Source organism: Drancourtella sp. An12, assembly GCF_002160935.1.
Taxonomy (GTDB): Bacteria; Bacillota; Clostridia; order Lachnospirales; family Lachnospiraceae; genus Sellimonas; species Sellimonas catena.
This window is the reverse complement of record NZ_NFLO01000002.1, coordinates 323,856-344,232: the sequence shown is the minus strand read 5'-3', so window position 1 is coordinate 344,232 and position 20,377 is coordinate 323,856. Positions and strand designations below refer to the sequence as shown.

General features: G+C 48.2%; 17 protein-coding genes. 1 reads left to right on the top strand and 16 read right to left on the bottom strand.

All coding sequences use genetic code 11. From position 1 onward, the window contains the following. Positions 1–58: 58 nt before the first annotated feature. The 3 genes from B5E64_RS03925 to proC form a co-directional block, all read right to left on the bottom strand. Positions 59–958, bottom strand: a complete 900-nt coding sequence (locus B5E64_RS03925) for a DMT family transporter (protein ID WP_087167215.1) — start codon at positions 956–958, stop codon at positions 59–61. After that, positions 955–1,548, bottom strand: coding sequence for a TetR/AcrR family transcriptional regulator (locus B5E64_RS03920; protein ID WP_087167260.1), 594 nt, complete (start codon positions 1,546–1,548; stop codon positions 955–957). Before B5E64_RS03920 ends, B5E64_RS03925 begins: the two co-directional genes overlap by 4 nt. A gap of 162 nt (positions 1,549–1,710) precedes the next feature. Further along, a complete protein-coding gene (proC, locus tag B5E64_RS03915; protein ID WP_343215484.1) occupies positions 1,711–2,511 on the bottom strand; it encodes a pyrroline-5-carboxylate reductase in 801 nt (266 codons plus the stop codon). Positions 2,512–2,714: 203 nt separating this feature from the next. On the opposite strand from proC, the gene B5E64_RS03910 reads away from it, so the two are divergent. Continuing rightward, positions 2,715–3,350 (top strand): GntR family transcriptional regulator, encoded by a 636-nt coding sequence (locus tag B5E64_RS03910; RefSeq protein WP_087167213.1) that lies wholly within the window; start codon positions 2,715–2,717, stop codon positions 3,348–3,350. On the opposite strand, the gene B5E64_RS03905 is transcribed toward B5E64_RS03910, so the two are convergent. The 13 genes from B5E64_RS03905 to B5E64_RS03845 form a co-directional block, all read right to left on the bottom strand. After that, a complete protein-coding gene (locus B5E64_RS03905) occupies positions 3,311–3,511 on the bottom strand; it encodes a hypothetical protein (RefSeq protein ID WP_087167212.1) in 201 nt (66 codons plus the stop codon). The two genes, B5E64_RS03910 and B5E64_RS03905, sit on opposite strands and share 40 nt — an antisense overlap. Before the next feature lie 99 nt (positions 3,512–3,610). Further along, entirely contained in the window at positions 3,611–5,722 is a 2,112-nt protein-coding gene (locus B5E64_RS03900; RefSeq protein ID WP_242958966.1) for a ribonucleoside triphosphate reductase, read from the bottom strand. A 144-nt stretch (positions 5,723–5,866) separates the two neighbouring features. Further along, entirely contained in the window at positions 5,867–6,559 is a 693-nt protein-coding gene (locus tag B5E64_RS03895) for an anaerobic ribonucleoside-triphosphate reductase activating protein (protein WP_087167211.1), read from the bottom strand. A gap of 38 nt (positions 6,560–6,597) precedes the next feature. Continuing rightward, on the bottom strand, positions 6,598–9,066 hold the full coding sequence (locus B5E64_RS03890; protein ID WP_087167259.1) for a cation-translocating P-type ATPase: 2,469 nt from the start codon (positions 9,064–9,066) through the stop codon (positions 6,598–6,600). 242 nt (positions 9,067–9,308) lie between these two features. Continuing rightward, positions 9,309–10,946, bottom strand: coding sequence for a Na/Pi cotransporter family protein (locus B5E64_RS03885; RefSeq protein WP_087167210.1), 1,638 nt, complete (start codon positions 10,944–10,946; stop codon positions 9,309–9,311). 131 nt (positions 10,947–11,077) lie between these two features. Further along, the gene (locus B5E64_RS03880) at positions 11,078–11,995 is read right to left on the bottom strand and encodes a DMT family transporter (RefSeq protein ID WP_087167209.1); all 918 of its coding nucleotides are present in this window, start codon (positions 11,993–11,995) and stop codon (positions 11,078–11,080) included. 9 nt (positions 11,996–12,004) lie between these two features. Further along, the gene (locus tag B5E64_RS03875) at positions 12,005–13,000 is read right to left on the bottom strand and encodes a LacI family DNA-binding transcriptional regulator (RefSeq protein ID WP_087167208.1); all 996 of its coding nucleotides are present in this window, start codon (positions 12,998–13,000) and stop codon (positions 12,005–12,007) included. A 100-nt stretch (positions 13,001–13,100) separates the two neighbouring features. Then, positions 13,101–14,120: a M20/M25/M40 family metallo-hydrolase gene (locus B5E64_RS03870; protein ID WP_087167207.1), complete on the bottom strand. Its 1,020-nt coding sequence runs from the start codon at positions 14,118–14,120 to the stop codon at positions 13,101–13,103. A 569-nt stretch (positions 14,121–14,689) separates the two neighbouring features. After that, positions 14,690–16,225: a uroporphyrinogen-III C-methyltransferase gene (gene cobA, locus B5E64_RS03865; RefSeq protein WP_087167206.1), complete on the bottom strand. Its 1,536-nt coding sequence runs from the start codon at positions 16,223–16,225 to the stop codon at positions 14,690–14,692. Between the two features lie 3 nt (positions 16,226–16,228). Beyond that, the gene (gene hemC / locus B5E64_RS03860; RefSeq protein WP_087167205.1) at positions 16,229–17,110 is read right to left on the bottom strand and encodes a hydroxymethylbilane synthase; all 882 of its coding nucleotides are present in this window, start codon (positions 17,108–17,110) and stop codon (positions 16,229–16,231) included. Positions 17,111–17,125: 15 nt separating this feature from the next. Then, on the bottom strand, positions 17,126–17,782 hold the full coding sequence (locus B5E64_RS03855; RefSeq protein WP_087167204.1) for a precorrin-8X methylmutase: 657 nt from the start codon (positions 17,780–17,782) through the stop codon (positions 17,126–17,128). A 5-nt stretch (positions 17,783–17,787) separates the two neighbouring features. Next, the gene (locus tag B5E64_RS03850; protein WP_087167203.1) at positions 17,788–19,305 is read right to left on the bottom strand and encodes a cobyric acid synthase; all 1,518 of its coding nucleotides are present in this window, start codon (positions 19,303–19,305) and stop codon (positions 17,788–17,790) included. Further along, positions 19,287–20,357, bottom strand: a complete 1,071-nt coding sequence (locus tag B5E64_RS03845; RefSeq protein ID WP_087167202.1) for a histidinol-phosphate transaminase — start codon at positions 20,355–20,357, stop codon at positions 19,287–19,289. Before B5E64_RS03845 ends, B5E64_RS03850 begins: the two co-directional genes overlap by 19 nt. Between the last annotated feature and the right edge of the window lie 20 nt (positions 20,358–20,377).

Below are 20,377 nucleotides of genomic sequence, written 5' to 3'. Positions count from 1 at the left end.
ACGATCCCGTGAAAACCAAGACCTTCAAAGTCTTCGATCATCACGGGATCGTTTTGTTCTATTTCCGTATCGACAGAATCAGTACTGCCACCATAATGCAGAGAATTCCGAAAAAGTCCGAAAGCGTAAATGTGGCGTGCATCATCAGTACGGTCGCTGCCGTTGCTGTCACCGGTTCTACCGATGCAAAGAGACTTGCTCTGGATGCTCCGATCATCCGGACTCCTTCCATATAAAACGAGAACGACAGCACGGTACCTACCACCACGACAACCGCCATGGCTCCTACCGCCTGAAGATCCCATGTCCCGATCACATGCCACGGTCTCGTAAACAAGCACATCAGAATTCCTCCAAGCAGCATACCCCAGCCGATAACACAGAATGTCCCGTACTCTTTCATCAGTTTCAGCGGCAGCAGATTGTAGACCGCCATCATCACCGCCGAAGTCAGCCCCCAGACCAGCGCCTCCCTGGAAATGGCCAGAGAATGAATATTCCCGTGGGTCGCCAGGACAAACGTTCCAAACAACGCAAGAATCAACGCTCCGATCTCCAGAATCCCCGGCATCTTCTTTGCCCGCAGGGCAGTATAAAGCATAATAATGGCCGGAGCTGTGTATTGCAGTACGGTCGCAGTCCCGGCATTCGACATTTCCACAGCAGAATAGTAGGTCAGCTGGCATCCCGCCATTCCGAAAATCGCGAACAGCACAAGCCAGAAAACATCCTGTTTCTTCTTCCATATCCGCCACATATCGTTTTTCTGCTTTGCCAGTACAGTCGTAAGCAGAAGAAGCCCGGCCAGTACAAGCCGGACGCTGACCAGCCAGCGCGCATTCAGGCCCTTGTACGTAAACAGATACTGCCCGAAAACTCCTGCCAGTCCCCAGAAAATTCCCCCGATTACGGCAATGCACGCGCCTCGCATCGCCTCTCTCTTCTCCATTTGATTCATGACAACTGTTTTCCTCTGAAACTTTCCATCATAATCGGCATATATTCCTTACTGTATTCCCCAAGAGAATAACTTCCCTTATTCAGACACCAGTCTGTGACAAGCGCCCGCTCACAGAGGGAGTAATACTTCACAACCTCCGCAATGCTTTTTCTTCTGTTGATTTCCCCCCGCTTTTGTCCTTCTTCGATGACGGACGCAATCAGCTTATAATATTCCCTGTTCTGATCCAGAAGGCTTCTCTCCCCTTTGGAAATCAACTGTGTCGAATACAAAGACGCAAGCAGATCAACTTTAATTGTCTTTTCCATGAACGTATGAGAACGGTAATTTAAAAACATCAGTTTCTCAAAGCTGTCCATATAAGGATCCATCTCTTCTTTCAAAGTCAGATACAGATCATCCAGCACCGATGACAACGTGTTTAAGAGAGCATCTTTCCCGTCAAAATAGTAATAGAATGATCCCTTGGATGTGTCAGACAGTCTGATAATGTCATCTACTGTTGTCGAGTCATATCCTTTCTCATAGAACAATTCCCAGGCTGCCGACACAATTCTGTCTTTTACACTCTTCTTTTTCTTTTCCATTGCTGCCGTTTTGCTCCTTCCTTCTGCATTGTATCTGTGCGGATCACGCACCTCTATTCCTCTGCCGGAATGTTGTCCTGATTTTCCGGTAGAACAAAAACAGCTCAGCTGTACTTTGACAACTGAGCTGTCTCAATTCTGTACTTTTACAGTATACCTGTTTTACATTCCCTTTGCAATATCTGTGCAGGCTTTCATTGCCTCAATCACAGAACTTCTGAATCCTGTACCCTCCAGAACTCTGACAGCCTCAATCGTTGTACCGGCCGGAGAACATACCATATCTTTTAATTCACCCGGATGTTTTCCTGTTTCGAGTACCATCTTGGCGCTGCCCATAACAGCCTGTGCTGCGAATTTATAAGCCTGAGCTCTTGGCATACCATCTGAAACAGCTGCGTCTGCCATTGCTTCGATCAGGATAAATACATATGCCGGTGAACTGCCGCTTACTCCTACGACTGCGTCCATCAGTCTCTCCGGAATCACTTCTACTTTTCCGAAACTTTCCAGAATGTGGCATGCATACTTCACTTCTTCTTCTGACAGATAAGAGTTCGGTGATGCTGCTGTCATCCCTTCCATGACCATAGCAGGTGTGTTAGGCATGGTTCTTACGATCTTGACTTTCTTTCCGAATTTCTCTTCCAGCCATGCAAGAGTTTTACCCGGTGCAATAGTGATGATAATCTTATCTTCTGTTACTTTGTCTTTGATCTCTGTAATTACAGACTCATAGAACTGCGGTTTTACAGCGAGAACAATCACTTCGGACTTTTCAACTACTTCCAGATTACTGTCTGTGATCTGAATCCCGTAAGTATCTCTTGCTTTTTCTCTGGTCGGTACAAATACGTCAGAACCGATAATCTCTTCCGGTTTGAATACTTCCTTTTTAATAATACCTCCCATGATGGCGCCCGCCATATTTCCACATCCGATAAATCCTAACTTCATGTGTATTACACTCCTTTTCCGCTATAATCAGTTTTGTATACATCTAAATCAGTTGTATACAATTTCTATCTATAAAATATCACTCTTCCACGTACTTGTCAATCATTCTTCGAAAAATAATCTACTATTTTTTATATCATTTTCCCTTGAATTTTCGTTATAAATTGTATACAATAATATTATTAGTATACATTAAAGGAGTGGTCCGCATGGCTGACAAAATTTCTCTGGCCGATCAGGCATATCATACGATCAAAGAGCGGATTCTGAATCTTACCTACCCTCCGGGCATGCAGCTTACGGAGACCATGCTCGCAGATGATCTTCATATGAGCCGTAACCCTATCCGTACCGCACTCAAATCCTTGCATTCCGAGGGACTGATTGTCCGGGACTATTATAAATCCATTACTGTAAAAGAAATTACCGACAGGGATATCCGGGAAATCTATCAGCTTCGGGAACTTCTGGAAGGTGCCGCGTTTAAAGAAATCTTCCAGTCCGGTAAAGCTGAAGAGTTTTCCTACCGGATTGAAGAGCGCGTTGTCCGTATGTGCGCTTGCGCCGGCGACATCTATCAGTGGGAGCTTGCCGATACACAGATGCACATGGAGATTGTCAGTGTATTTGAAAATGAACGGATCAACAGGATCTATGAAAACTATCTGAATGAAGTCATCCGGATGGGCCTTTATTCCGTACGGAACGGACTCCACATCAACAAGGCAAATGAAAATCTTAAAAGGATGATCCGCTACATGCGTTCCAACAATTACGAAAAGGCCTACGAGATTCTGCGAAACGATCATTTTTTGATCGGAAAAAGCAGTGCTTTAAAAAAATAAACAGATTCAAAATGGCAGCCAGCACAGAGAGCAGCAGAAGGAACAGTACTTCTGCCGTTACAAGTGCCGCTGCCATTCCTTTTTTCATGGCTGCCATTTGTTCTTCCTCCTTCTTCTGCCTCTATTATATAAAGTTCAGGTCTTCCCTTCCATCGAATCATCTTACACTTTCCCCTCCAGTCTTACAGTTTTGCAAGAAATGACACAGAAAAAAGCTGACACACCTTGTAAGTAAGCATGCCAGCCTTTCTGTCTGATTTTTATTTCGTAATCGGTTCTGTCTTCTTTTTCTTCATTACAGAATGTTCGATATCATATTCTTTCCGGTCTTTAAACTCCTGAATCTTTCCATCGTTCCAGTTCTGTACCGGACGGTAGTATCCGGTGATCCGGCTGTAAACCTCCGTCTTCTTTCCGCAGTGCGGGCAGGTATACTGTTCGCCATCAATATAGCCGTGATCCTGGCAGATGGAGTAGGTCGGAGAAATCGTATAGTATGGAAGCTTATAATTCTCGGCAATCTTCCGTACAAGAAGCGCCGATTCCTTCCAGCCCGGAAGCTTCTCTCCCAGGAATGCGTGAAATACGGTTCCCGATGTATAGAGCGTCTGAAGCTCATCCTGAATATCCAGCGCGTCAAAAATATCATCGGAAAACCCAACCGGAAGATGGGAACTGTTCGTATAGTATGGAGTACCGTTCCCTTCCGCTGCTGTGATAATATCCGGGAACTGCTCCTTATCATGTTTTGCAAACCGGTAGGTGGTGGACTCTGCCGGAGTTGCCTCCAGATTGAAAAGTTCCTCGTACTCTTCCTGATAATCGGAGAGACGGTTTCTCATAAAATTGAGTACCTTGACCGCAAACTCCTGTGTCTCTTTGTGAGTAATATCCTTTCTAAGCCAGTTTGCGTTCAGTCCTGCCTCATTCATTCCGATCAATCCGATAGTGGAAAAATGGTTTCCGAAGCCTCCGAGATACCGTTTCGTATACGGATAGAGTCCTTCATCCAGCAGTTTGGAAATAACCTGTCTCTTAATATGAAGGGATCTTGCCGCAATATCCATCATATGGGCCAGCCTCCGGAAGAAATCATCCTCATCCTTTGACAGATAAGCCATCCTCGGAAGATTGATCGTCACAACGCCGATGGATCCTGTACTTTCGCCGCTTCCGAAAAATCCTCCCGCCTTCTTCCGAAGCTCTCTCAAATCCAGTCTCAGCCGGCAGCACATGCTGCGGACATCGCTCGGCTCCATGTCGCTGTTAATGTAATTGGAAAAGTACGGTGTTCCATATTTTGATGTCATCTCAAAAAGCAGACGGTTGTTCTCTGTATCAGACCAGTCGAAATCCTTTGTAATGGAATAGGTCGGAATCGGATACTGGAATCCTCTGCCCTGGGCATCTCCTTCAATCATAACTTCAATGAATGCCTTATTTACCATATCCATCTCTTTTTTACAGTCACCGTAGGTGAAATCCATCTCTTTTCCACCTACAATCGCCGGCTTGTCTTTCAGGTCATCCGGCACGGTCCAGTCCAGTGTAATATTCGTAAACGGCGCCTGCGTACCCCAGCGGGACGGGGTATTGACCCCGTATACGAAGGACTCAATGCACTTTTTCACTTCAGTATAGGTCAAATGATCTGTCCGTACAAAAGGTGACAGATACGTATCAAAAGAGGAAAAAGCCTGTGCCCCCGCCCATTCATTCTGCATGATGCCAAGGAAATTAACCATCTGGTTGCACAGTACACTCAGATGTTTGGCCGGCGCGGATGTGATCTTCCCGGTGATTCCGCCAAGTCCCTCCTGGATCAGCTGGCGCAGCGACCATCCTGCACAGTACCCGGTCAGCATGGAAAGGTCATGCAGATGGATATCCGTATTTCTGTGTGCCTGGGCAATCTCCTGGTCGTACACCTCGGACAGCCAGTAGTTTGCCGTGATGGCACCGGAATTGCTGAGGATCAGTCCGCCTACGGAATAGGTCACGGTAGAATTCTCCTTGACTCTCCAGTCATTGACCTGCAGATAATTGTTCACCAGTTCTTTATAATTTAATGTCGCGGATTTCAGGTTGCGGATCTTCTCCCTCTGCTTTCTGTAAAGAATATATCCCTTTGCCACATCGGCATATCCGGCCTGGCTGAGCACCTCTTCGACGCTGTCCTGAATTTCTTCCACTTTGATCTTTCCGTCCGCAATCTTAGGCTCAAAATTTGCCGTCACTTTTAACGCAAGCATATCAATGATGCTCGGATGAAAATTCTTTCCCGCTGCTTCAAACGCTTTCTGAATCGCGGATCCTATTTTATGGATGTCAAATTCGGCAATCTGTCCATCCCTCTTTACTACCTGATACATCTGTCATACTTCCTTTCCTGTTCGTGTCGATGTCCTCATTATATCACCCTTCTCTTTTTGACGTCAATATGCAGAAACAACATCTAGTTGTTTTTAGTAGTTTAATGCTAAACAAACACTAGATGTTGTTCTTCATGTGTTTTGCTATATCCCGCGGATTTCCGCGTCATTTACATATCTTTTCATAATTTCAAGAGCCTGTTCCAGCACAGGAGGATCATACGCGTGCAGTCCGTCCTGAATCAGTCCGCCCGAATTTTCAAACTGCTGCAAATAGTACTTGTCTGCCCCGCGGATCCAAAGCCCCATCTGTTCAAAATCCGATTTCTGATGAAACTCTCTTACGACCGTTGTCCGGAACGCATAAGGTACGTGCCCTTCCATCAGAAACTCCACACTTTCTTCAATCGGGCGGAGATCCAGCGAAGGAACTCCGACAGTCATGGCATACTTTTCTTTGGAATTCTTCAGATCCATCGCCACCTGGTCAATCAGCCCTTCTTCCGCAAACCGTTCCAGCCGTTCCGGAAAGCTTCCATTTGTATCAAGCTTAATCAGATATCCCATATCCCGTACTTTTTTCAGAAACTCATCCAGCCCCGGCTGTATCAGGGGCTCTCCTCCGCTGATACATACTCCGTCCAGAATGCCCCTTCTCTTTTTCAGGAAACTGAAAATCGTCTCCTCAGGAATATCTTCCTGCTCGTCTACTCCGGTCACGAGAGCCGCATTGTGGCAGAACGGGCACCGGAAATTGCATCCGCCCAGAAAGATCGTACACGCGGTTCTGCCGGGATAGTCAAGAAGCGTCAGCTTCTGTAAACCTTGAATTCTCACAGGTATCCCCTCCCTTTCTCAGCTTCTTTTTGATTTCTCTATGCTTCTTCCCCCGCTTTTTTCCCGATAAAAATTTTCCCTTTCACTTTATCATAAAATGACTTTGCACTGCCGACAAAAACAGTCAGATACCGCAGCACCGGTTCTGTCGCAATGGAAAATACTACAAAAAGCATAACACATTCCGCTGACATATCGGTAATGGCAAACAGCTGATTCAGCACCGTACTGCAGAACAGCAGGGCACAGATACATCCGGCCAGCACAGCCACACGGATCCTGTTCATCGGCTGGCTGATCCGGTAAAGGATCATAAATCCAACGATCGCAAGCAGCATCGTCGCAGCCGTCGAAATGTCCGTAGGACTTACACTGAACGTAGCTCCAAAAACTACAAGCGCCCCGACCGCCAGCACATCTGTCAATGCCGCCGGAAGAGCCTTCAGAAATACGTTTGTCAGGAAGTGTCCCTTGATAATATTCTTATTCGGCTCCAGCGCCAGGAAGAAGGCCGGAACACCGATTGTAAACATACTGATCAGAGATACCTGCGACGGCTCCAGCGGATAGGTAATCATAAAAACCGCCGAGAAGATGGAAAGCAGGAAAGAGAAAATATTCTTCACAAGGAAAAGACTTGCGGATCTTTGAATATTGTTGACGACCCGCCGTCCTTCCAGCACGACGCTTGGCATACAGGAAAAATCCGATTCCAGAAGCACAAGCTGGGAAGCCTGCGCCGCCGCATCGCTTCCGGATGCCATGGCAATGCTGCAGTCTGCATCTTTCAGCGCCAGTACATCATTGACACCGTCTCCGGTCATCGCTACCGTACGTCCCGCTCCTTTAAGAGCCTTCACGAACTGTCTCTTCTGAGCAGGTGTCACACGCCCGAAAACTGTATATTTCAGAACCGCCTGCCTGATCTCCTCTTCTGTAGTCAGGGTCGCAGCATCCACGTAGTTCTCCGCTCCCGTAATGCCCGCCTTTTTCGCCACCTCGGATACCGTCAGCGGATTATCTCCTGAAATCACCTTGACCTCCACTCCCTGTTCTTCAAAGTAGGCAAATGTCTTTGGCGCCTCTTTCCGGATCGGGTTCGCAAGCATGATATAGGCAAGCGGCGTCACCTTTCCCTTCAGCTCTCTGCCGTCCGGAGTTTCGTCACAGCTCCCGAATACAAGCACACGGTATCCCTTTGCGGCCTCTTCCCGGATCTCTTCCTCATACTCCGGATAATCCTCCCGGAGGACAAACTCCGGAGCCCCAAACACATAGGATCCGTCCTCAAACGTTGCACTGCTGTATTTAAATTCCGAAGAAAAGGATGTGATCTTCTGTGCCCGTCTTCCGGTACGTTTCTGAAAGTAGGTCTGCACTGCTTCCATCGTAATATTGTCCTTGCTCATGGACTGTGCAAAATCACCGATGATCCCTTTGAGCGGAGGCATTGTCTCCTTGTCATAATGTCTCGTGGCCCGAAGCCCCTGAACTTTCATTGTATTCTCCGTAATGGTACCTGTCTTGTCCACACAGAGCACATTGACTCTGGCCAGAGTCTCGATACTCTTCATGTCATGCAGAAGTACTTTCTGCTTGGCAAGACGCACTGCGCTTACCGCAAGAGCCACACTTGCAAGCAGATAAAGACCTTCCGGGACCATTCCGATGACAGCCGCTACCATGGCAGTGACACTTGAACGGAAACTTTCCTCATTTAAAAAGAAGCTCTGAATGAACAGAATCAGCCCGATCGGAATGATGGCAATACCAACGCACTTGACCAGTTTGTCCAGAGAGCGGATCATCTCCGACTGTTCACCGTCCTTCATGGCCTTTGCTTCCAGCGTCAGTCTGGAAATATAGGAATCCGCCCCCACCTTTTCAAGCCGGGCATGGCATTCTCCTGAAACGATGAAGCTTCCCGACATCAGAATATCGCCTTTCTTTTTCGTGATCTCATCCGCCTCACCTGTCAGAAGCGACTCATTGACCTGCACTTCCCCGTGCTCTACAATCGCATCCGCACAGATCTGATTACCCGCCTTGAAAATCACGATATCATCAATAACAAGATCCTCCACCGCAATCACCCGTTTCCGCCCGTTGCGTACTACCGTGGCTTTCGGTGCATGAAGCATCGTCATCTTATCCAGCACATTCTTCGCCCGGATCTCCTGAATGATACCAATCATGGTATTCAAAATAATTACCGGAAGAAATGTCAGATCCCGGAAGGCTCCCACCATAATCAGAAGCAGCCCGAGAATCGCAAAAATCAGGTTGAAATAAGTAAATACATTATCATGAATAATATCCCGCGTTGTCTTAGAGGGCGGATCCACCGGATCGTTCGTCCATCCCGCTTCCTCACGTTCGATAATCTCCTCCTCATAGAGTCCCATATGATAATCCGGCATACATCTGCGGATCGGAAGTCTCTCCGGTTCGTATTCCTCTTCTTCCTCCCGCCTTCTTCTCAGTATTCCGGCAAGTCGTTCTAGCATGCTGTCTCTTCCTTTCGTCTCATCTTTTGTCATTCTGTCAGTTTTTCATGTCTCCATTATACGCCCTGACACTGTAAATGCCATAAAAACAATATGAAGAATTGATTAATTTTTTTCACAATATTTTTGCATTATCATAGAAAAACGCCTGCACAAAACAATTTCGTGCAGGCGCTTCCCTGTTCCGGACAGTATGTCTGTCCTTTCTTTTCTTCTGTTCTTTTGCTTTCTTCTATCCGCTTCTACGCATTCTGCTGGGCATATGCTTCCGCAATATTTCTCATATGATCCCCGATTCTTTCATAATCGATCAGAATCTCCGAATACAGTACTGCGCTTTCGATCTCGCATGCATGGCTGTGAATCCGTTCCACCTGCCGATTCCGGCACCGCTCCGTGATATCATCCACCGCGCGTTCGAAGCTGACCGCATCCACCAAAAGCTGTGTCGGGTCGGTCTGCCCGGAAAGTTCCATGCGTTCAAATGCTTTCCGGCACTGCTCCCTCATTTCTTTTAATTCTCCAATCGTCTCTTCTGAAAGCTTCAGCCCTTTTTTCTTGATGGAAGCAGCGTGCTCTGCAAAATTCATGGCATGGTCCCCCACCCGTTCTACATTTCCGACAATCTGGAAAATGCTGTTGAGCTTCTTTGTCTCCGCCGGACTGTGTTCGATTGCGAGAACTCTGGAGAGACGTCTGGAGATATTTATGTTATAGAGGTCGATCGTGTTTTCCGTCTCTTCCACCTCGGCAAACCGGCTGTCATCACCGGTAAGGATCATGTCAAATCCTTTCACCACGTTTTCTCTGGCAAGAGTATACATACTGCCGACATTTTCCATCAGGCTGTTGACCGCGATTGCGGAGGATCCCAGTACGTGCTGGGAACTCATGATTTCGTTCAGCCACTGCTCGTCATCCGGCTGAATGCGGGCCTCTTCCTTCTGGTCCGGAAGAATTTTCTCCGCCAGAGATGCAAGTCCATTTCCAAACGGCATCAGAATGATAGTTGTTACGACATTAAACAACGTATGCATGTTTGCGATCTGGGAAGCCGGATGCCCCGGTGTCCATCCCGCCACTACATCCGTAAGCGGTGTTACCAGACAAAGTGTGACAAAGATAATGGTTCCGATGACATTGAACATAAAATGGATCACGGTTGTCCTCTTTGCGTTCCGGTTCATTCCGACCGAAGCAATAAGGGATGTGATACAGGTCCCGATATTCTGTCCGAACAGAACGAAAACCGCACTGTGAATGTCGATCAGGCCGCTTAAAGCAAGTGCCTGAAGAATTCCGACCGATGCGGACGAGGACTGGATCACCGCCGTGAAAACAGCACCCGCGAGGATTCCGATCAGCGGGTTGGAAAAACTCGTCAGCGCATTGACAAACATTTCCGAATCTCTCATCGGAACCATGGCATCACTCATCATGCCAAGTCCGATGAACAGTACGCCGAGCCCCGCGATGATGCTTCCGACATTCTGCACGTTTCTCTTCTTTGAAAACATGCCGATTGCGATTCCGGCAAAAGCAAACAGCGGAGCAATCGTCCCGATGTCCAGCGCGACAAGCTGTCCGGTGATCGTGGTGCCGATATTGGCTCCCATGATAATCCATACAGCCTGTCTGAGAGTCATCAGCCCTGAATTGACAAAACCGACCACCATGACGGTCGTTGCTGATGAAGACTGGATCACCGCCGTGATGACAGCTCCGACAAGTACTCCAAGTATCCGGTTGGAAGTCAGCTTTTCCAGAATCCCTTTCAGACGGTCACCTGCCACTGCTTCCAGATTGCTGCTCATCATCTGCATTCCGCACAGAAAGAGCCCAAGCCCTCCGAGCAGCATAAACACATATTCCGGTTTCATTTGTGATGTTCCTCCTGATATTCTTTCTCCTTGTGCGTTCTGTTAAGCCGCACTGATTTTTATTGTATCGGAAAGAAATCAGGAGTGTCAATAGTTTTTGAGTTTTATGTTAAATCTTTGTAAAATTCATGTTAAACAGCCTTTTTCTTCTCCGGCAGCTGCGCCAGTATGATGGCGATAAACATGAGAACACATCCGAGGATTTCTCTGGATGTCAGACTTTCTCCTAGAACAACCATTCCTGCCAGAACGGAGATGACGGATTCCAGGCTCAGGATCAGGGACGCGATCGTCGGGTTCATGCCCTTCTGTCCGATGATCTGGAGCGTATATCCAACTCCGCTTGAAAGTGCTCCTGCGTAGAGGATCGGAAGCCATGCTGCCAGAATATTGCCGAGATCCGGATTTTCAAACAGAACCATTCCGATTCCGCTGACAATTGCCGCCACAAAAAACTGGATGCATGACATTTTCACGCCGTCCACCAGCCCGGTAAAATGGTCGATTACAAGAATATGGATGGAAAATGCCAGCGCACATAAAAATACCATCGTATCTCCGTATCCTATGGAGAATCCTTCCGTGATGCAGAGGAAATAAAGCCCTGCCAGAGCAAATACAACTCCGATCCAGACATTCAGTCCGCACCGTTTCTTAAAGAAGAGTCCGATAATCGGTACGATGATAATGTAAAAGGTAGTGATAAATCCTGCCTTTCCTACTGTTGTATGCAAAATTCCGATCTGTTGAAGGCTGCTGGCTACCCCGAGGGCTGCTCCGCAGCAGATACCGCCGATCAGCAGTGTTTTCTGATATGCCTTTTTCTTTGTCTCATCCTGGCAGATCTTCTTTTCTTCCAGATTCGGATTTACTTTATTTAAAAACGCAATGCAAGGGATCAGCATTATCCCCGCGATCAGGGACCGGACACAGGTATAAGTGAACGGGCCGACATAGTCCATCCCCACACTCTGCGCCACAAATGCCGTCCCCCAGATAAATGCTGTCAAAAGCAGCAGCAGCGAATTTCTTACTTTATGTGTTTTCATATACTGTTTTTAGTCCTTTCTCCTACTTACGCTTTCTCTGATAATCAGTTTTGCAGGAACGGAAACATGCATGCTAATCTCTCTGTTTGTATTGATCCGTTCGGAAAGGAGACCTACAGCCGTTTCCGCCATGAAATCCACCGGTACATGAACAGTGGTCAGAGGCGGAACGAGATATTTGGTCATGGAAATGTCGTTGAATCCGACTACGCTGATATCATCCGGCACTTTCAAACCGGCTTCCTGAACCGCTTTGTAGCATCCAATCGCCAGAGAATCGTTTGCACAGAAAATCGCCGTCGGACGGTCCTTTACCGACAATACTTCCTTCCCCATCCGATAGCCCTGTTTTGGCGTAAATCCTCCGATTTTGACATATTCTTCGCGTAACAGATTTTTCTCCTTTAAATAGGAAGCAAAGATCGGCATCCGCATATCCATAATCTCTTTTCCGTCAGAATCGATATCTCTGCCGCCGATAAACGCAATCTTCTCATGTCCGGCATCCACAAGATAGTCCATGACTTTTGTGACAGAATATTTCAGATTGACTACAATGGAATCAAACAGCTCTGCATCTCCCACCGCATCAATAAATACAGCCGGTCTGCCAAACATCCGGATTTTCTCCACCATGCTTTTGCTGAATGTGCCAATACAGATAATTCCGTCCAATTTTGCCACATCCTCCACTGCATCCTCTGATGTAATCGTCACTTTCTTAAATCCTTCTTTGTCAAGTTTCTTCTCCACCGCGATCCGTATGGAAAGATAATAGGTATCCTCCAGTTCTTCTTCCGGTGAATAAGTACAAAGAAGCCCCAGTTTCAGTTTTCTCTTTTTCCTCTTTTTATCCTTGATCTGATATTCCAGCCTGTCCGCTGCTTCAAACACTCTCCGCTTTGTTTCGTCCTGCACATTCAAGGTATCATCAAAATTCAGGACACGCGAGACGGTTGTGACTGAAACCCCTGCAATTTCAGCAATTTCTTTGATCGTAGCCATGATACTCCAATCCCCCTGTATAAACTCTAGTCTATTCTAACACATCTGTTTTTCGGCCGCAACCGCCGTGTTTTCGCATGTCCTCTCGCATTTGTATTTTTTATTCCGCCTGATATGCGGTTAAAAACCGGGCAATCAGCTCAATACAGTTCTCCACATCATTCTCATCCGCCATTTCGCACGGCATATGCATATACCGAAGCGGAATGGATACAAGAACAACCGGAACCCCTTCATTTGAAAAATGAATCTTGTCCGCATCTGTATAACTGAGTCTGCTCGCCGCTTCTCTCTGAACAGGAATTCCTGCTTCTTTGGCACAGTCTTCCAGCTTTTGGTTCCATTCTTTTACAACAATCGGGCTGTTGCAGAGAACCGGTCCCTTTCCAAGTTCCACAGTTCCCATCTCAGCCGGATTCATGCCGATACAGTCGCTTGTGTAAGTCACATCTACGACAATAGCAAGTGTCGGACGGATTCTTGTGCTGCACCAGTAAGCTCCGGTCTTTGTCGTCTCTTCCCCTGTCGTGGAAGCCGCATAAACACCAGCCTTGCAGCCTCTTTCCCTGGCACGCTTCAATGCTTCCATAATAATGTAGACGCCGATTCTGTCATCCAGAGCCCTTGCTGATATTCTTCCGTTTGCCAGTTTCCGGATATGGGTATCCAGAACGATCGGATCTCCCAGGTCTACATACTTCAATGCATCTTCCCGGTCTTTAGCGCCGATATCAATCACAAAATCTTTTGTGCTCAGATCGCTTTTTTTCAAAAGATCCCGGTACGCCTCTACCACACCGTAAACATCGCCCTTTTGGGAATGTACAATCACCTGCTGTCCCGGATATGTATGAGTCACGATTCCGCCTCTGTCAATCACCTGAAGTGTCCCCTCTTCCGTGATATTGGAGATCATCAGACCGATCTCATCCGCATGGGCGGACAGCATGATCCGTACAGGATGTTCCGGATTTATCACACAGACAAGATTGTGCATCTCATCCTCCCGGATTTCATCCGTGTACTCCTTCATTTCCATTTTGACCACCTCCTGCACCGGTTCTTCATACCCGGATACAGAAATACTCTTCAGAAGTCTGTTTAAAAACTCCTCATTCATTACTTTTCACTCCTTCTGTCTTTCCTATGATCCCTTTACTGCCTGAAGCAGATCTGATCGTGTGCTCAGATTGTGCTGCATCTCCAGGCATCGTGAAGGGCATTCTTCTAGCTTTGTCTGGTTCTGCTCCTGCTTTTGCATCTTTTACAACAAGGTACGCTTCCGAAGCTGGTTTTGATTTTGTAGTATTATTTCCGTCAGAAACAGCATCAAAACACTCGCCAATTTTCTTTTTCTCCTTTTCACTTCACCAGATAAACTCAATATATCATTTTACTTAGTAAAAGTAAATAGTTCTTTACCAAGTAAAATTTTACTTATATCAAATGCGAATTTGAAGGCCTTTTTTGTGTCTCCATTTGCATCTTCTTCCTGCCCGGCATAATAAGAGCGCACTTACGCAATCTCTGATATCTATTCCCTTCCAAAGCTTTTGCAAATGTAATGAGCTAAAAAAAGAGACCTTATAAAAAAGAGACACTCCCGCAGAAGCCAGGCTTAAAAAGCCCGAATTCTGCAGAAGTGTCTCTTTCACTTACTGTAAATCTATTCTTCTTTTCCCGGAATCCTTAAAGTATCTCCAGTATCTTTTCTGTCATGCTCTCCACGGTCGCCTCTTCTGCCACAGCCGTGCGCATTCCCAGGCGTTTTGCCTCTTCTTCGGTTTTTCTCCCGATACAAAGAGCAAGAATTCTGCCGTGATCTACCTTTCCCTGCATCGTTCTTTCAAATCCCCGGACCGTGGAAGCACTTGTAAAGGTCACCAGATCAATCTTTCCTTCCTGAAACTGCGCCGCTATCTTTTCGGTCCATGCATCGTCCGCCCCGGTCCCTGTTTCATAGACCGGAATATCCATACACTCTGCTCCGGTTTTCAGCACCGGCGGGAACAGTTCTTCTGAGGCTTCCCTTGCCCGGAACGCAGTCACAAGGTCTCCCGGCTTCGTCTGTCCGGCAAGTGCCTCTCCAAGTTTTTCCGCCTCGTAAATGTCAGGCATCAGGTCCGGTCGGATTCCCCGCTTCCCAAGTTCTCTTCCGGTTCCGCTTCCGATCACGGCAAATCTGCTGCCCCAGAGTGTCCGGATGTCCAGATTCATTTCCTCAAGGAAGTTAAAAAAACTCCTTACTCCTGCCGCGCTGGTGAACACGATCCAGGATGTTCCTGTTTTCCGGTTTCGGATCTCTTTCAGTGCCGAAAGGATCCTTTCCTTTTCTCTCTTTCCCTGCAGCGGCTCTACCTGGATCGATGGAAATTCAATGACCTGGGCTCCCAGTCCGCGAAGTGTCCTCGCAAATGTCTGCCCCTGGCTCCTTGGTCGTGTGATAAGAATCTGTCTTCCTCCAAGAGGTCTTTGCTCCGCCCACGAAAAGCTTTCTGACAGGGCACATACTTTACCTACTACAATCACAGCCGGCGCCTGAATCTTCTCTTCCAACACTCTCTTTGGAAGATTCCGAAGATCCGAAACGACCTTTTTCTGGCAGGCCAGCGTCCCCTCCTGGATCACTGCCGCCGGAGTATCATCCGGCATGCCCGCCATTCTAAGCCTGTCACAGATCTCCGGAAGCGCCGTGACTCCCATCAGAAAAACAAGGGTAGCATCCAGACGCGCCAGTGCCTCGTAATCAATTCTGGATTCTCCGCCTTTTCTTGCGTGTCCGGTAATCACATGGAAAGACGACGTATAATCCCGGTGGGTAACCGGAATTCCCGCATAGGCAGGAACCGCCACGCTGGAGGTGATGCCCGGCACAATCTCAAAATCGATGTCTTCCTGCACCAGAAATTCCGCCTCTTCCCCGCCTCTTCCAAACACAAAGGGATCTCCGCCCTTTAAGCGGAGCACCTGCTTCCCTTCTTTTGCAAGGGTTACCAGAATCTGATTGATCTCCTTTTGCGGAACCAGATGGTGGTCCGCTCGTTTTCCCACATTGATTTTCTCCGTCTTCTCCGGAATCAGGCTCAGGATTTCCGCACTGATGAGGGCATCATAAACGACCACATCAGCCTGCTCGATCAAAGATGCCGTTTTCACCGTCAGAAGCCCCGCATCCCCGGGACCTGCCCCGGCAATCCAGACTTTTCCGCCTTTTTTCTCTTCCATCTTCTAAAATCTCCCTTTCAGACTTCTGGCAAGTCTCTCCGCCAGTATCTCACCTTTGTGCTTTTCCCCGGAAATCATGCCCGCCTCGAACTGCCCGGATTCTTCGTGATAGTAAAGCCCCCGGATCCGGATTTCATTTCCGGAAGTTTCGGCGTAGGCTGCCACCGGTGACGTGCATCCGCCGTTCAGATACCGGACAAATCCGCGCTCCGCCTTTGCCGCGAACCGGCTGTCGGAACAGTCTGCCGCCTCGATTCCCGGAATCTTCTCTCCTTTTCTCCCCTGCACCGCCAGAATGCCCTGTCCCGCAGAAGGAATCATTTCATCCACGGAAAAGACCCGGGAAACGCAAGTTTCCATTCCCAGCCGTTTCAAACCTGCAAGAGCCAGAATCGTCGCGTCATATTCTTCATGCTCCAGCTTAAACAGCCTTGTCTGGACATTCCCACGGATATTTTTAAAGCTGCACTTTGGATACAGCTTCCCTGCCTGCAGAGACCGTCTTCTGCTGGAAGAACCGATGATTCCTCCCTCTTTCAGGTCCTGAATTCCCGGCTTTAAAATCAGGGCATCCCTTGGATCCTCCCTGTTTGTATACGCAATGACCGGAAGCTCTTTTGGAATCTCCATCGGCATATCCTTCAGACTGTGGACCGAAAGATCGATGTCACCGTTTAAAAGCGCCCGGTCCAGTTCTTTGACAAACAGACCTTTCCCCCCGATCTTTTCCAGACTTTTATGGAGGATCTTATCGCCTGTCGTTTTCATCGTCACAATCTCGATCGTAAGCCCGGGACTTGCCTTTTCCAGAGCTTCCTTTACAATCTGTGCCTGTCTGACCGCCAGAGCGCTCTCTCTGCTCCCTATTTTCAAGTGTGTTCTCATGCTTTTTTCCTTCTTTTATCGCTCTTTATCAATCTTATATAATAAGGCATTGAGGATGGCCGCCGCAACCGTGCTGCCTCCTTTTCTCCCTTTTGCCACAATATACGGCACGTCCACGGTCATGATCCGTTCTTTTGCCTGCACCACGTTGACAAATCCTACCGGAACTCCGATCACAAGAGCCGGATGCACACATCCTTCCTGGATCAGTTCTTCGATGGCGATCAGCGCCGTCGGCGCGTTTCCTACTGAAAAGATGATCTGCTTTCCGGTCTTCTGCGCCATGTCTGCCGCCTTTTTCATACTGGCAGCCGCTCTGGTTGTCCCTTCTCTTTTTGCTTCTTCGGCTACGTCCGGATCCGCCATATAGCAGACGGCTTCTATTCCCAGTTTCTCCAGAGACGCTTTGTGAATTCCGGAACGGGTCATATTGGTGTCAGTCACAATGACCGTATTCCCCCGGTCTGTCAATGCCCCAAGAGCAGAAGATACCGCATCCGGCGAAAATGTCATTGTATCCGCGTATTCAAAATCCGCTGTCGTGTGGATCACCCGTTTGATGATATCCTCCTGCCCCTCAGGGAAGATTTTTCCACCGAGTTCTTCTGTAATAATCTCAAAACTTCTGCGCTCGATCTCTCCCGGCAGGATCTGTTCCAGTTCCATTTTCATATCCTTTATACTCCTTCTTCCAGAATCCGGTATACCGCATCCATATCCAAATGTTCCCGGATCACCTTTGCAAGCTGGTCGTACTGTTCCTCTTTGTATGCTTTGAAATCCAGCGCTTTCAAATCTTCCGTCTGAAGTCCCTTCCGTCTCATCAGAAGTTCCACCAGTTTTCCGGAAATCTCCGCCGAATCAAAAAAACCATGCAGATAGGTTCCGCAGACGCTGCCCTGAACACAGCCCTCCATACGTGCACCTTCTTCCTGCATCATGCGGATTCCGGTAAACGAAGCACCTCCGGCAGAAATGGTTTCTCCCATGTGGATCTCATATCCTTCCAGCCAGCATCCGCCAAGTCCGCCCCAGAAATCATCCGAAGCAGCCACGAATCCTTCGGCTCTCGTTCTTTTTTTCTGTCCGGTAAAGATGGTTTCCACCGGAAGTAGGTCCAGTCCTTCCATCGAAATCGGAACCCCGTCCCCGGCTTCCATTCCCTGCGGATCTGAAAGTTTTTTCCCAAGCATCTGATAGCCTCCGCAGATTCCGATGACCGGAACATCCCGCGAAGCTGCCTGCTGGATTTTCCCGGCAAGCCCGCTTTCCTTCAGCCATTTCAGATCCGCCATCGTATTTTTGGTTCCCGGAAGGATCACCAGATCCGGATCTTTAAACTGTCCCGGCCGGTCTACATACCGGACCGATACACCCTCATAGCACGACAGCACATTCAGATCCGTAAAATTGGAAATCTTCGGGAACCGGACTGCCGCAATGTCGATTTTCCCTTTCTGCATCCGGCTCTGAAGGCGTTCGCTCAGGCTGTCCTCATCGTCGATATCCAGATACATATACGGGATCACTCCCCGGACCGGACACCCGGTACGTTCTTCCAGCATCCGAAGCCCCGGTTTTAAAATATCCACATCCCCGCGGAACTTATTGATCACAAGACCTTTTACCATCTTCCGTTCTTCCTCTTCCAGAAGAAGAAGGGTCCCGGCAAGCTGGGCAAACACACCGCCCCGGTCGATGTCTCCTACGAGAAGTACCGGAGCCTTCAGCATCTTTGCCAGTCCCATATTCACAATATCGTCCTGTTTTAAGTTGATCTCGGCCGGACTTCCCGCCCCTTCGATCACGATAATGTCATGCTCACCGGCAAGAATCTCGTAGGCATGCAGAATCTCCGGGATCAGCTGTTTTTTGTATGCATAGTATTCTTTCGCCGGCATGACGCCCCGGACTTTTCCATTTACAATGACCTGCGATCCGGTATCACTTGTCGGTTTCAGAAGCACCGGATTCATCTCCACCCTTGGAGCAATCCCCGCCGCCTCGGCCTGCATCACCTGCGCTCTTCCCATCTCCAAGCCGTCTTCCGTGATAAAGGAATTCAAGGCCATATTCTGAGATTTAAAGGGCGCCGTCCGGTATCCGTCCTGGTGGAACACTCTGCAAAGTCCTCCTGCCAGGATACTTTTTCCGGCATTGGACATGGTTCCCTGAATCATGATTGGCTTTGCCATGATGTTTCTTCCTTTCTTCGTTCGATAATCCGCCCGAAAGCACGGAGAAGCTTGTCATTGTCCTCCCGCCCTTTCACTGCGATCCGGTAGTAACCTTTTCCAAGTCCCCGGTAATTCCGGCAGTCCCGGATCAGAAATCCTTCTTGTTTCATCTCTTCGTAAAAATCTATTTCGCTGTAAAACAAAATGTAATTGGCACTTGCCGGGTAGTACCGGATTCCCATCTGGGTAAATTCTCCCATGATATGGCGCCGCTCCTCTGCAATCAGCTGTCTTGTGACCGTCGGAAGCAGATCGTCCGCAAGCGCCGCCGTTCCGGCCGCCTGCGCCAGGACAGATACAGCCCACGGCTGTCTGGACTTCTGCATCCGTTCCAGCAGTTCTGTATCCGAGCAGACTCCGTATCCGCTTCGTACACCCGGTATGGAAAACATCTTGGTAAATGCCCGAAGCAGGAACAGCATCCGGTTTTCCCGGATCAAAAGCTCATGGTGAATCCACGGTCCGTCCTCGGTAAAATCAAGAAAGCACTCATCCAGCACAAGCCGGATCTTCCTTTTTTCACACGTTTCCACAATCTCCAGAAGCAGGGATTCTTCCACGCACCGGCCGGTCGGATTGTCCGGCGAACATAAAAATACCATATCCAGATCCTCTGTCAGTTCGTCCAGGTACCGTCTTGTCAGGGCAAATCCTTCTTCCTCTTTTCTTTCGTGAAACCGGATCCGGCAGTCCACTGTGCGAAGTGCCTTTTCATATTCGGAAAAGGACGGCGTACATAAAAGGGCCCGCTTTGGTTTTTCTGCAAGTACCATCGTATAGATCAGATCGGCCGCCCCATTCCCGCAGATAATGTGCTCCGAAACGGTCGCCTCTTTTTTGGCCGCCGCCTCCCGAAGCGCCCTGCATTTCGGATCCGGGTAGGCAGTCACGTTCTCCAGGCTCTTTTTCAGTGCCTCCATGACCTTCTCCCCCGGTCCCAGAGGATTGATATTTGCAGAAAAATCAACCAGTCCTTCGTTTGTATAAATATCGCCTCCATGCTCCTGCATGTTCTTCACCTCGCTTTTCT